Raw genomic sequence first — 12,515 nt, 5'->3', positions numbered from 1 at the left:
ACGCTCACCACCCCTGCTTTCGGCCGTCGACCTTGAACAGCCCGGACGAAGGCTCGGCCAGGATTCCGCGCTCCACCAGCCGCTTCAGCTTCGAGCGCATCCCCTCGACGTGCCGCGGCTCGGTCCCCAGACCCAGTTGCCGACAGACCTCTTTGCAGCGCATCGCCGCTCCCGAGGTCGCGAACAAGGCGATGATCTCCCGGTACTCCGGCGACATCACCGTCACATCCAGCTCCGACTCGGCCTTCAACAGCGCCACGGCGACCCCGCCGTCACGCCCACCCGCGCCGTCCGAGCCCGGCACCGGCGAAGACGGCGCGGCCAACACCTCCTCCACCGTCTCCCGCGCGATCTGCAACCGCGCCAGCCGTTCCTCGGCCCCAGACAACTCCTCGGACAGACCAGCGATCTGCTCACGCAGCCGCTCGGCATGGCCCAGTACCTCAGCTCGCCTGGCCTCCAACGCCTCCATCAACGACGGCACACCACACCCACCCTCGCTCAGCACCCGCACGCCTCACGGCGGGCTCGACCCCGGCGACGGTAGAAGTCAGCACGACCGACCACATCCCGAACCTCTGCGAATCACCCCAACGAGGCACCCTCAGAAGATCTACACCCATTGCCCTTCGCGGCTTACCGCACCCATGGCGCGCGTCACTCCGCCTCGTCAACGAAGGCCGCGCCTGTGAACACGTCCCGGTACTCCGGAGAGATCCGGGCATCGTGCCGCGAGCCAATTCGCCGACTCTTCGTCACTCTCTGTTGTTGATCGCGAATGTACCGGTTCGCATGATGATGTCCTGGTCCTCCGGCTCACGCGTAGATCACCCGTCCGCCTTCGTCGTGCGGGACGTGCAGTCCGCCGGAGCAGAGATCTTCGGCGCCCAGGCCGACTGGCACAGCCCCGGCAGCGGCATCCACGGTGCCGCGATCGCACGTACCAGCAGGAAGGCCGCTCTCCAGTACGCGGCCGTGAGCCTGCTCGGACACCTGAGCGGAGTCGAGCCGGTGGAACCGACCGGCGAGACGGAGAAGGGCTGGGTGCCCGCGGCCCGGCACTCGGCCGGGTCGGCTCCGGCGCAGGCCCGCGATCAGTCGTTCGCCACACGGTTGCAGCGTGCTTTGGCGCAGCCACGCGTCGCGCCTGCCGTTGTGGCGGAGGTGGCGACGCGTATCAGCGCCCGAGCGCTCATCCCCCGCGACCTTCACACCGTGCTCTACGAGCCGGCCTCCTCCACGTGGGAACCGGCGCGCAACGCCGCCCTGCAGGCAGCCGGTGCGGAGCCGGGGACGGCCGTAGCCGTGTTGACGCTCTACCAGTCGCTGCGCAACCGCCCCAACCCGGTCTTCGCCGAGGGAAGTGGCTCGGGGCTGTTTCGGGCTCGGGTGACCTGCGTGATCGATGATGAGAGCGTCACCCTTGTCAGCCCCTGGCACCCCAACAAGCGCCACGCGCGCGGGGCTGCAGCGCTCCAGATCCTGGCCGACCTTGCCGAGCTGCCCATCGAGCTGCCGCCCGCCCGGCACGCACCAACCCCCGCGCCGAGTACGGTCGCCGTGCACGAGGAAGTGGGCCCCTTGGGAGGAGTCGGGCGTGCCTGTCGTGCCGGGCCCTGGACCACCTCGCTGCTCACCGGCACGTCCGGATACCGCTGTTCCGGGCCACGCAAGGCGTCGGCGAGCACCTGGGCAGGCGGGCGATCGAGGGCTTGGAGAGCGTAGCCGGACAGTCCCGGAGGCCCAGGATTCCTTACCGGGACACTCCAGGTGTGCACCGCCAGGAGCCGGCAGCCCCGCACTTGGGCCTCGCGGAACGCGAAGTCCACGGCCGTACCGCTGCCCTCCCCGTCCTCGACTCCGGCAATGGCGCACCCGAACCGGCCGTGCCGGTGCTCCACGCCGCCGCGCACGACGACGACCGGGCAGTCGGCACGGGCCGCCACAGCCAGGCTGACCGATCCGAGGAGCAGCCCGGCGAGACCTCCGAGCCCTCTGAACCCGAGTACCAGAGCGAGGGCGTTGCGTCTTTCGCCGCCCAGCGCGGACGCCGCGTCCTCGGACAGCACCTCACTCGACAGCCTCACCGCAGAAGCACTCTTGCCGGCTCTCTGAGGCTGCGGCGACCAGGTCTGACGCGTCATGGCCGGCTGCGGCCGCGTGCAGGAGACGGAGCGGCACGTCGTGCCGGGCTGCCTCGTCCGCAGCCCAGTCCACCGCCTCGAGGCTCGCCTGGGACCCGTCGATGCCGACCACCAGGGGAACCGTCGTTGCTTCCGCCTCCTCCTCATGCCGGACTTCACGTCCGTCCGTCCGTTCGCCGCCGTTCCGGGACCGCATGCGCCGCGAGGAGATCTGGGGTACTCCTCAAGGGAGAAGCGCCGTGGTCAACGCGCCGGCACAAATGCTCATGCGTGCGCCGGCCACGTCCCGCAGCCAGCCCGCACGGCCAAAGACTCAGCGAGACCGCAGCAGTCCGGACAGCGGCCACACTCGCTGCCCCTTCCAGTTTCGTACGAGACGGAGGCAATCGCCATGGAACGAGTCCTCACCGTGGGCCTCGACGGCTCACCCGAGAGCCTCGCCGCTGCCCACTGGGCCGCCGACGAAGCCCAGCGGCGCAAACTCACCCTGCGCCTGCTGCACGCGTGGCCGCTACTGGCGCCGGAACCGACCGCCGTCCCCTCGGAAGTCGACCAGAACTACTGGGCGAAGCGGCTCGTGCACAACGCCCAGACGGAACTCCAGGCGCACCATCCGGGCCTCACCGTCGTCGGCAACCTGGTCGCCGACGACGCGCAGGACGCACTGATCCAAGCGGCGTCCGAGTCGGAGATGCTCGTGCTCGGCTCGCGCGGCCTGACTCCTGTGGAGAGCTACTTCCTCGGTGACATCAGCATGTCCGTCGTGGCAAGCGCTGAGGGGCCCGTGGTCCTCGTCCGCGCCGACAAGCGTGCTGAAGGCCCCTCGACGCCTGAGTCGGGTGCGGCAGGCGGAGTGGTGGTGGGGCTGAAACTGCACGGCCCGTGCGACGACCTGCTCGAATTCGCCTTCACCACGGCAGCAGCTCGGGGCGTGCCCCTCCGCGCCGTCCACGGCCGCGCCATTCCGATCCACGCGTACGCCCCTTGGGGCGTGGACCACGCCGTGACCCAGGAGATCATCCAGGACGCGCACAAGCACCTGAGGCAGGCCCTCCGCCCCTGGTGCGAGAAGTTTCCGGGCGTGGCCGTGACGGACGACGTCCGCCTCGAAAGCCCCGCCAGGGTCGTCGTAGCGGCCGCCGAGCGCGCCGAACTCCTGATCGTGGGCCGGCGCAGCCACCACGCCCCGGCACCACGCCTGGGTTCCGTGGCCCAGGCCGCCGTCCACCACGCGCGCTGCCCAGTCGCCGTCATCCCTCATGAGTGAGCCGAGCCACTACGGGAAGCCGGTGGTGTCGGACCCACTCGGCGTCACGGACGCACTGCTGCCGTCCGCCGTCTGGGCCATCGCAACGCGGGACCTGCGGCACCCGGCGGCGACACCACCTGCACAGGTCCAACTCTCGCCGGCTGCGCACCGGGCGGGAGCCACCGCGAGCACCCGATATTCCCCAAGCCGCTGACACCGCTAACCCGGTCCTGCTCGGTGGTGTGCTCTTGGGTGAGCCCGCGTGGCAGGAGTGGCCGGGACCGTGACGACGGGCAGACGAGATCGCCGGTTCTCGCCCCCGGCGCGGCCAGCGCCCGCAGCTGCGCAACAGCCGAACGACCCCGCTGTCGGGGCCTGTGGCAACGCCGAGCGCCAGGTGTCAGCCGTGGGGGCTCTCTGCCGTTGGGCGTCGCCGCCCGTTGCGCCGTCAACGGCGATGACGACGCCGCTGATCGAGTCGGCCCCTTGAAGCGCAGGGCGGCGAGCACGAGCGGGTGCCGCCGCGAGGCCGTGACGTGGCGGCTCCCGACGGCTGGGGGCACGCTGGAAGGACAGTGAAAGGACGGCGGCACGGGATCTGCTGGAGGTGGCATGAGCGGTCCGCACGGGCGTGAGCCGGTCGTCGTGGGTGTCGACCCCGATCCCTCGAAGCGGCTGGCACTCGCCTGGGCCGCCGACGAGGCGGAGCGCCGTGGCCTGCCGGTGCGGCTCGTCCACGCCCAGGGTGTGCCGACGGGTGGTTACCGGTCGGGCGAGGTGCTGCCGTCCTGGGAGGAGTGGAACCGGACGCTGCACGAAGCGGGTGCCGAGGTGCTCAAGGAGGCGGTCGCCTTCGTCGAGTCCCGGCGGCCGACGGTGGACGTGTCAACTGTGCTGGCGGAAGGAGAGACGGCGTGGGTTCTGCGGGAGGAGGCGCGGAACGCCTCGTTGGTCGTGGTGGGTTCCTGGCATCTGGGTACCCGGCGCGAGATGTTCACCTCCGCCTCCGTGGCGCTGCCGGTCTCCGCCCACGCTCCCTGTCCGGTCGTCGTCGTTCCGGAGCCGGAGCACGTCACCCAGGAGCGCGCGTACTTCGTCGTCGGCGTGGACGGCAGTCCGCACGCGGCCGCGGCGGTGGACGTGGCGTTCGAGGAGGCGGCCCTGCGCGGAGCGGCCCTCAGGGCGCTGTACGTGTGGCATCCGCCGCTCCTCGGTGTCCTGGACGAGGACGCCGCTGTGCGGGAGTGCCGCCGAGTGCTGTCCGAGACGGTCGCGGGCCGGACCGCGAGGTACCCGGGAGTGGAGTTGCACCACGAGGTCGTCCTCGGCCACCCGGTGCGGGTCCTGACGGAGGCCTCGGAACACGCGCTGGGCCTGGTCGTGGGAACCCGCGGGCACGGAGGTTTCACGGGTGTGCTGCTGGGCTCGGTGAGCCAGGGAGTGCTGCGCCACGCCCGCTGCCCCGTCATCACGGTCCCGGTGTGAGACGCCGAACGGCGCCATCCCTTGCCCCGTACGGCCCTGGTGGCGGCGGACGGCCCGTTCCACGATGAGAGGGCGCTGCCGCTCAGGGGCGGCACACCGGCCGGACGGCCGCCGAACTCACTGGAGTCCGTGATGGAAGCCTCACGCAAGGCCCTCCGCGCGATCCGACCGGCTCCGCCGGAACCGAGGGCCTCGGCGCCGTACGGGTTCGGATGATGCGCACCGGTACGGACCCGCTGGTACCAGGTGGAGGGACGGACGCGGCGGTCGACGCCACATCCGGTTCCGGTCCGCGTCCCCCTATACGGGAACTCACCGCCGGTGAGGTGTTCACCGATCTGGGCAGCTCACGGCGCGGCTTGTCGACGGATCGGGCACGGGCGGGGCTGGAGCGGTACGGGGCCAACGAAATGCCGCGTACGAGGCGTCGCCCCGTGTGGCGGCAGCTGGGGGCACAGTTCACGGATCTCTTCGCGGTCGTGCTGATCGTCGCGTCGGGGATCACTTTCCTGGCCTACTGGCTGGAAGAGCCGCGCGACGTGGGCACTCTGCAGCTGGCAGTGGCAATCCTGGGCGTCGTGGTGCTGAACGCCGCCATCGGCTTCGCGCAGGAGTACTCGGCCGAGCGGACCGCCCAGGCGCTGGAGGCGATGGTGCCCCACGCCTGTCGGGTGCTGCGCGACGGCAGGCGGCTGGAGGTGCCCGCCCGGGACCTGGTGCCGGGCGACGTGGTGGTGCTGGAGGCCGGGGACGCCGTGCCGGCGGACTGCCGGGTGGTCGAGGCGCACGAGCTGGCGGTGAACAACGCGCCGTTGACCGGGGAGAGCAACCCTGTGAGCTGTACGGCCGATCCGGTGGCGACCGGGTCGCCGCTGGAAGCCCGCAACTGCGTCTTCATGGGAACCGACGTCGTCGCCGGATCCGGACGCGCCGTGGTTTACGCCTCCGGTGCGACGACCGAGTTCGGGCAGATCTACCGGCTGGCCGCGGCGGCCCCGCGGCAGAAGACCCCGCTGCAGCACCAGGTGGCCTCCATGGCGCGGCGGGTGGCGGGAGCGGCCCTGGCGATCGGTGCCCTGATGTTCGCCGTGCGGCTGCCCACCGGGGAGTCCGTGGTGACCCTGTTCGTGTTCGCGCTGGGGGTGATGGTCGCGCTGGTGCCGGAAGGACTGCCCGCCACCCTCTCGGTGTCGCTGGCGATCGGTGTACGGCGGATGGCGCGCCGCCATGCTCTGATCAAGCAGCTGCTGGCGGTGGAGGCGCTCGGGTCGACCACCGTGGTGTGCACCGACAAGACCGGGACGCTCACGCAGGCCGAGATGACCGTCACCCGGGTGTGGGCGGGGGATGCGACGTACGCGGTGACCGGTGTGGGGTACGCCCCTGGCGGGGAGGTCGCCGACACGGCGCCGGTGCGCGAGCTGCTCCGGGTGGCGGTCCTGTGCTGCAACGCCCGGCTGGTCCCGCCCGACGACGTGCAGCACTGGCGGGTGCTCGGCGACACCACGGAGGGCGCGCTGCTCGTCGTCGCGGCCAAGGCCGGTCTCGACCTCGGCGTGGAGGAGGCTGCGGCTCCGCGAGTCACCGAGTTCCCCTTCGACTCGGACCGCAAGCTGATGACCACGGTGCACAAGAACGCCGTGGGCTACCAGGCGTGCGCCAAGGGAGCGCCGGCGGAACTGCTGGCGCGCTGCGCCGAGGTGGAGTGGGAGGGGCGGAGCGGGCCGCTGACAGAGCAGGACCGGGCTGCAGTGCTCGCGGTGAGTGACGCGCTGGCGTCGCAGGGGCTGCGGGTGCTGGCCGTCGCGCGGCGGGAGCTGGACGGACCCCACCCCGCGCAGGACGAGGCCGAGTCGGGACTGACGTTCCTGGGACTGGTCGGCATGCTGGACCCGCCGCGTCCGGAGGTCACCGACGCGGTCGCCGCCTGCCGCCGGGCCGGCATCCGGATCGTCATGGTCACCGGCGACCACCCGCTCACCGGGGAGGCGGTGGCCCGGCGGGTCGGGATCGTACGGGGGCCGGATCCGGTCGTGGTGACGGGCGCCCGGCTCGACGCGATGGACGAGGAGGCGCTCGACACGCTGCTCGCCGAACCGTCCGAGCTGTTGCTGTGCCGGGTCAGCCCTGAGCACAAGATGCGCGTGGTCACCGCCTTCCAACGGCGCGGCGAGGTCGTGGCGGTCACCGGGGACGGAGCAAACGATGCCCCGGCGCTCAAGCACGCCGACATCGGCGTGGCGATGGGGGCGTCGGGCACCGACGTGGCCCGGGAGGCGGCCTCGATGGTGCTCCTGGACGATTCGTTCGCATCCATCGCCACGGCGGTGCGGCTGGGCCGGTCCGTCTACCAGAACATCCGCAAGTTCCTGGTCTACGTCTTCAGCAGCAACATCGGCGAGCTCGGCCCGATCCTGGCGGCGACGTTCGTCGGCTTCCCGCTGGTGCCCATCAGCGCGGTGCAGATCCTGGCGATCGACCTGGGCTCGGACGTGCTGCCCGCCCTGGCGCTGGGTGCGGAACGGCCCGAGCCGGACGTGATGGACCGCCCGCCGCGCTCCAGGCGCGAGCGGCTGTTCTCCTCCGCGGTGGTGGGGCGCATCCTGTTCCTGGGCGGTATCCAGGCGCTCGGCGTGTGCGCCGTGTTCTTCTGGCACATCCATTCCTCCGGAGTTCCCTTCGACGACTTCACCGAGGACGATCCCGTCTACCGGGAGGCCGTCACACTGGCCCAGGGCGCGATCGTGTTCAGCCAGTTCTTCATCTCTCTCGCGGTGCGCACCGACCGGCAGAGCATCCTGAAGGTGGGGCTGCTGTCCAATCCAGCCCTGCTGGCGGCGGGCGGGTTCGGCGTCGCCCTCATGGCCGCGATCAGCTATGTGCCGCTGCTGCAGGCCGTCTTCAACACCGCCCCGCTCGACGCCGCCGCCTGGGCGGTACTGGCCGGGCTCGGGACCCTGCCCCTCATCGCGGACGAGATCCGCAAGTGGTGGCTGCGCCGCCGCGCCGAGCGCCTGAAAGGAGCACAACAGTGAAGGTGATCGTCGTCGGCTGCGGACGGGTGGGCGCCGGCCTCGCCGGTCTGCTCGCCTCCGAAGGACACGACGTACAGGTCGTCGACCGGCGTCCCAAGGCGGCCCGGCAGCTGCCCGACAGCCCCCACATCCACTTCCACGAGGGCAACGGCTACAGCCGCTCCGTCCTCGAGGCCGCCGGTGTCGAGCACGCGGACGCCTTCGTCGCCGTCACCTCCGGGGACAACAGCAACATCGTCAGCGCGCGCACCGCGAAGGAGACCTACCGGGTGCCGAACGTCCTCGCCCGCATCTACGACCCGCGACGCGCCGACATCTACCGCGAACTCGGCATCCCCACCATCACCAGCGTCCGCTGGACGGTCCACCAGATCCACCAGATGCTGCTGCACCGCCACCTCTCCCCCGAAATCAGCTTCGGCAACGGCGAGACCCTGCTCTACCGCTCCGAACTGCCGGCCTATCTGACCGGGCGGCCGCTGACCGAGTTCGAGGTCGACAGCGAGATCCGCGTCGTCGAGGTCACCCGCGCCGGCCGCTCCCTGATCCCCGCGCACAGCACGCCCGCGCGGGCAGGCGACCTGGTCACCTTCGCCGTCGCCGCGACCGCGCTCGGCAGGCTGCGCGGCTTTCTCGACAAGGAGCTGGGCACGTGAACGTGATCATCGCCGGAGCCGGACGGCTCGGCACCCAGATCGCCCAGGTGCTCGCCGCCGCCCACAACGAGGTGACGCTGATCGACGCCGACGACGACCGTGTCGCCGAACTGGAGGGGCGCGTCCCGGTGCGGCTCATCGCCGGGGACGCCTGTGAACCCACCCTCCTGGAACACGCCGGCGCTCTCACCGCCGACCTTCTCATCGCCACCACCGGGGACGACGAGGACAACCTCGTCATCAGCCTGCTCGCCAAACGGCAGTTCTCGGTGGCCCGCGTGGCCGCCCGGTGCAACGACGCCGACAACGCCTGGCTGTTCGATGAGCGTTGGGGCGTCGACGTCGCTGTCCCCGCCGCCACCCCGCTGATCTCCCTCATCGAGGAGGCCACCGGGGCCACCGACACGGTCGCCCTGCTGCGGCTCAGCAAAGCCGGCGTCGACGTCATCGAAACGGCCATCACACCGCAGTCCAGGACGGCGGGCCGTGCCCTGGGCGACGTCCCGTTGCCCGAGGGGACGGTCGTCGCCACGATCGTGCGCGACGGACAACCGACCGTGCCTGATCCGGCGGTGCGGCTCCGACCCGGTGACGAGATCCTGCTCGTCTCGCACAACGCGACCGAGCAGGAGATCGACGCGGCGTTCCAGTGAACGGTCACCGCTGGGGGCTCCGAGCCGCCCAGCGCCGCCGGACGCCGTCCTCGTGCTCGGCCTGCTCCAGGGCGAGGTCGGCCCCGGTCGAGCGGCTCCCGCAGGCGGGGAATCCAGTGGGCCACCTCCCCGTGGCCTCCCGGGGTCCGAAGTGACCTTCCCCCGGCGGCACGGTCGACTCCGCTTCCGCCGCGAGGTCCTCCAGCATCAGGGCGAGCACCCGGTCGACGAGCACGGGTGTCCGGCTCTTGGTACGGCCATGGACGGCGACCGCCTCGCGTTCTGCTGCAGTGCCGCGGCCTCGCCCTCGGCCGCGCGCAGCACCTCGTCGGCGGTGCGCGCCCGTACCTGCCGGGCCTCCTCGTACGCCGCGGCCACGATCGTCTCGGCTCGCTCCGGCGCGATGCGGCGGCCGCGTCGGCCCGTTCGCGTATGTTCCGGGCCTCCGCCTCCGTCTGTTCGAGGAGGGCCAGGGGCGGTGTGAGTTCCGCACGGAGTGCGGCGGAACGGTCCGCGGGTGCACCACCCGGTGCGGCGCGGCCGCGCGACGCCGGCGACCGCAACCGTGTCAGAAAGTCCCGGAAACCCGTCGCGTCGCACTTGGCCGCCTGGCCCCGGCGCGGCCGTTCGGCCCAGAGGCCGCACCGGTCGATCGATGCGAAACTGAGCTCATAGGTGAACGGCGTCCCCAGGAGGCAGCCGTGAGCGACTTCCAGCACAGCTCGGCGGAGAAAGAAGCCCGCCGCACCATGCCAGGCCGCCCCTGGTCACCCCAGGAGGAACCACGCCAGGACGCACTGCGCCGCTACCTCGGTGCCATCGCCGGCGCAGCGTCGGCGAGGAACACAGAGGAGTCCGAGCACCCTCACGGCGGGGAAGATACCGGACCGCCGGCCACCGCCGCACCCGGGCCGCCCGCCCCGGAACCGGCCGTACTTCGCGTGCGTGACGTGATGCGGGTGCCGGCGGCCTCCGTGGCTGGTGACCTGCCGTTCCTGGACGTGGCCCACACGCTGGCCCGTGAGCAGGTGAGCGCCCTGCCGGTGGTCGACTCGGACGACCATGTGATCGGTGTCGTCTCGGAGTCGGATCTGCTGGCCAAGGCCGCCGTGATGGCGGAGCCGCGTCGGCACGGAGCCGTCGGCAGGCTGTGGCAGCACCGCCTGTACGACAAGAGCCACGGCGACACGGCCGCCACGTTGATGACCTTCCCACCCGTCACCGTCCACCCGGAGCAGAGGGTGGCGGACGCGGCGTGGACCGCCGCGCACGGCCGGTTGAAGCGCCTCCCCGTGACCGACCATCACGGTCGGCTCGTCGGTGTGGTGAGCCGGCACGATCTGCTGCGTGCCCTGATCCGCGACGACGCCGAGATCCTCGCCGAGGTCGCGTCCCTGGTCGGCCGACACCTGCTGGACCCGCGCGCCGTCGAAGTCACCGTGGAGAACGGCGTGGTGACCGTGGCGGGGAAAGTGGACAAAGCATTCGTCCCCGAACTGCTCGCCTCAGTGCGGGACATCGACGACGTGGTGGGTGTCATCGACAACACCGAAGCGGCTTGAGCCGTTCACGTCCACGGAGGGCACATCAGCCCGTGCGGGCGACGAGAAAGTCGGCACTGCCGGCCAGCGTGGTCAGCGAGGGTGTGTCCTCGTCCTCGATGCGGACACCGGACCGTTCGCTGAGCACCTCGACGAAACTCAGGAAGTCCAGGGAGTCCATCTCCAGCGCGTCACGGAACGCGTCGTCGGGCCCCAGTGCGGCGAGGTCGGCGTCCGGGACGACCCGGGAGATCGATTCCCTCACCATGTCCAGCGCGTCGGTTCGGTTGATGTTCACAGCTGCTCCGGATTCTGCAGGAGGCGGGTGACCGCCGTGAGGTAGCGGGCGCCGACAGCGCCGTCCGTCGCTCGGTGGTCGGCCGAGAGGGTCGCAGTGACTACGGGCCGCACGCCCAGCATGCCGTCGACGGCGCACGGCCGGTCGACCACACGCCCGAAACCGACGAGGGCCACCTGCGGCGGGTAGATCACTCCGAACACGGTCTCCACTCCCTGATCTCCGAGGTTGGTGACCGTGATCGTGGCGTCCGACACCTCGGAGCCGCGCAGTCTGCCCGTACGGGCCCGGGTGACCAGGTCCTTCAGGGCCGTCATCAGCTGCGGGAGTGCCAGGGTGTCGGCGTGGTGCAGCGCGGGGGCGACGAGCCCGCCGCCGCGCAGCGACACGGCCACGCCGAGATGTACGCCCTCGCCGGCCGTGAAGTGGTCGTCGGTCCAGGAACCGTTGAGCTCGGGGACATCCCTGGCCGCCAGAGCCGCCGCCTTGAGCAGCAGGGCAGCGGGAAGCAGCCGTTCGCCGAGCGGGCTGCGCCGATTGTGCTCGTGCAGCCAGTCCATCGCAGCGGCCATGTCCACGGTCGTAGAGAGGTAGTAGTGGGGAATGTCCCGGTTGGCGCGGCTCATCAGACCGGCGATCGCCCGGCGCATGGCGGTCCCCCGGTCTCCCGAGAGACGCTCGGCGGACGGACGTACCGCGGGGGCGCCGACATGCGCGGACGGGGCCTCGGTCGCAGGCCCCCGGGCCGCCCGGCGTACGTCCGCAGCACGGACGGCCGAGTCCTTGCCCGTCCCCCTCACCATGGCCAGATCGACGCCCATTTCGGCCGCCAGTCTCCGGGCGAGAGGGGTTACCCGCAGGCGCGGTTGCCGGGCGGCCACCGCTTCCTCGACGTCGGTGCGGGTGACGCGTCCTCCAGGTCCGGAACCGTGCAGTGTCTCCAGGTCGACGCCGCTATGCTCCGCCAGATGCCGGACCAGGGGACCTGCCTCGGTGTGGATGCCTTGTCGAGTGGTGGTCAGGACCGGGGCCGGGACCGTGGCGCGTTCGGGAGGCGGGGACGGGGGCTTGGCAGGCTCGCGCTTCTTCGGTGCGCGACGGGCCGCTCGTCGCTTCGCCGCCTTCTCGGTCTTTTCAGAACCCTCGGGTTGCCTGGCGTTGCGCGGTTCTCGGGTCGTGTGCGGCTTCTCCTCTCCTGCCGGGTGCTCGGGCTTCTTGGCCGGCGCCCCGATCAGCGCGAGCGGTGTGCCCACCGGCACCGTCGTGCCGGGCTCGACGAGCAGCTCGGCCATGGTTCCGGTCTCGAAGCACTCCACCTCGATGGTCGACTTCGCGGTCTCGACGACCGCGACCGGATCGCCCTTGTGGACGAGGTCTCCGGGTCCCACCAGCCACTCCAGGAGCGTTCCCTCGTCCATGTCGGCGCCGAGGGACGGCATGGTGAACTCGGCCAT

General features: G+C 71.3%; 13 protein-coding genes and 1 pseudogene. 7 read left to right on the top strand and 7 right to left on the bottom strand.

The annotated features are described in order from the left end of the window. Window positions 1–4: 4 nt before the first annotated feature. Window positions 5–484: a hypothetical protein gene (locus OHU89_RS50420; RefSeq protein WP_405638640.1), complete on the bottom strand. Its 480-nt coding sequence runs from the start codon at window positions 482–484 to the stop codon at window positions 5–7. 308 nt (window positions 485–792) lie between these two features. On the opposite strand from OHU89_RS50420, the gene OHU89_RS50415 reads away from it, so the two are divergent. Beyond that, a complete protein-coding gene (locus OHU89_RS50415; protein WP_405655137.1) occupies window positions 793–1,725 on the top strand; it encodes a hypothetical protein in 933 nt (310 codons plus the stop codon). Window positions 1,726–1,967: 242 nt separating this feature from the next. On the opposite strand, the pseudogene OHU89_RS50410 reads toward OHU89_RS50415, so the two are convergent. Together OHU89_RS50410 and OHU89_RS50405 are read right to left on the bottom strand one after the other, a co-directional pair. After that, window positions 1,968–2,144, bottom strand: a pseudogene (locus tag OHU89_RS50410) (hypothetical protein); the annotation flags it as partial. Then, window positions 2,071–2,340, bottom strand: coding sequence for a universal stress protein (locus OHU89_RS50405; RefSeq protein ID WP_405653524.1), 270 nt, complete (start codon window positions 2,338–2,340; stop codon window positions 2,071–2,073). The pseudogene OHU89_RS50410 and the gene OHU89_RS50405, both read right to left, overlap by 74 nt. A gap of 195 nt (window positions 2,341–2,535) precedes the next feature. On the opposite strand from OHU89_RS50405, the gene OHU89_RS50400 reads away from it, so the two are divergent. The 5 genes from OHU89_RS50400 to OHU89_RS50380 all read left to right on the top strand — a co-directional run bounded on the left by OHU89_RS50400 (window position 2,536) and on the right by OHU89_RS50380 (window position 9,222). After that, window positions 2,536–3,411, top strand: coding sequence for a universal stress protein (locus OHU89_RS50400; protein WP_405653521.1), 876 nt, complete (start codon window positions 2,536–2,538; stop codon window positions 3,409–3,411). Between the two features lie 594 nt (window positions 3,412–4,005). Continuing rightward, entirely contained in the window at window positions 4,006–4,878 is an 873-nt protein-coding gene (locus OHU89_RS50395; RefSeq protein WP_405653519.1) for a universal stress protein, read from the top strand. A 212-nt stretch (window positions 4,879–5,090) separates the two neighbouring features. After that, the gene (locus tag OHU89_RS50390) at window positions 5,091–7,913 is read left to right on the top strand and encodes a cation-translocating P-type ATPase (RefSeq protein ID WP_405653516.1); all 2,823 of its coding nucleotides are present in this window, start codon (window positions 5,091–5,093) and stop codon (window positions 7,911–7,913) included. Continuing rightward, window positions 7,910–8,569, top strand: coding sequence for a potassium channel family protein (locus tag OHU89_RS50385; protein ID WP_405653513.1), 660 nt, complete (start codon window positions 7,910–7,912; stop codon window positions 8,567–8,569). Before OHU89_RS50390 ends, OHU89_RS50385 begins: the two co-directional genes overlap by 4 nt. Next, entirely contained in the window at window positions 8,566–9,222 is a 657-nt protein-coding gene (locus tag OHU89_RS50380) for a potassium channel family protein (protein WP_405653510.1), read from the top strand. The genes OHU89_RS50385 and OHU89_RS50380 overlap by 4 nt, the downstream gene beginning before the upstream one ends. Before the next feature lie 4 nt (window positions 9,223–9,226). On the opposite strand, the gene OHU89_RS50375 is transcribed toward OHU89_RS50380, so the two are convergent. Continuing rightward, entirely contained in the window at window positions 9,227–9,457 is a 231-nt protein-coding gene (locus OHU89_RS50375) for a hypothetical protein (RefSeq protein WP_405653508.1), read from the bottom strand. After that, window positions 9,430–9,600 (bottom strand): hypothetical protein, encoded by a 171-nt coding sequence (locus tag OHU89_RS50370; RefSeq protein ID WP_405653506.1) that lies wholly within the window; start codon window positions 9,598–9,600, stop codon window positions 9,430–9,432. Before OHU89_RS50370 ends, OHU89_RS50375 begins: the two co-directional genes overlap by 28 nt. Window positions 9,601–9,923: 323 nt before the next feature. Between OHU89_RS50370 and OHU89_RS50365 the strand changes: the two genes are divergently transcribed. Beyond that, window positions 9,924–10,784: a CBS domain-containing protein gene (locus tag OHU89_RS50365; protein WP_405653504.1), complete on the top strand. Its 861-nt coding sequence runs from the start codon at window positions 9,924–9,926 to the stop codon at window positions 10,782–10,784. Between the two features lie 25 nt (window positions 10,785–10,809). Here OHU89_RS50365 and OHU89_RS50360 read toward each other — a convergent pair whose 3' ends face one another. Both OHU89_RS50360 and OHU89_RS50355 read right to left on the bottom strand, forming a co-directional pair. Then, on the bottom strand, window positions 10,810–11,061 hold the full coding sequence (locus tag OHU89_RS50360; protein ID WP_405653502.1) for an acyl carrier protein: 252 nt from the start codon (window positions 11,059–11,061) through the stop codon (window positions 10,810–10,812). Further along, window positions 11,058–12,515, bottom strand: coding sequence for a 2-oxo acid dehydrogenase subunit E2 (locus OHU89_RS50355; protein ID WP_405653500.1), 1,458 nt, complete (start codon window positions 12,513–12,515; stop codon window positions 11,058–11,060). Before OHU89_RS50355 ends, OHU89_RS50360 begins: the two co-directional genes overlap by 4 nt.

This window comes from Streptomyces sp. NBC_00019 (genome assembly GCF_045041015.1).
GTDB lineage: Bacteria > Actinomycetota > Actinomycetes > Streptomycetales > Streptomycetaceae > Streptomyces.
This window is presented reverse-complemented; position numbering and strand designations above follow the sequence as displayed.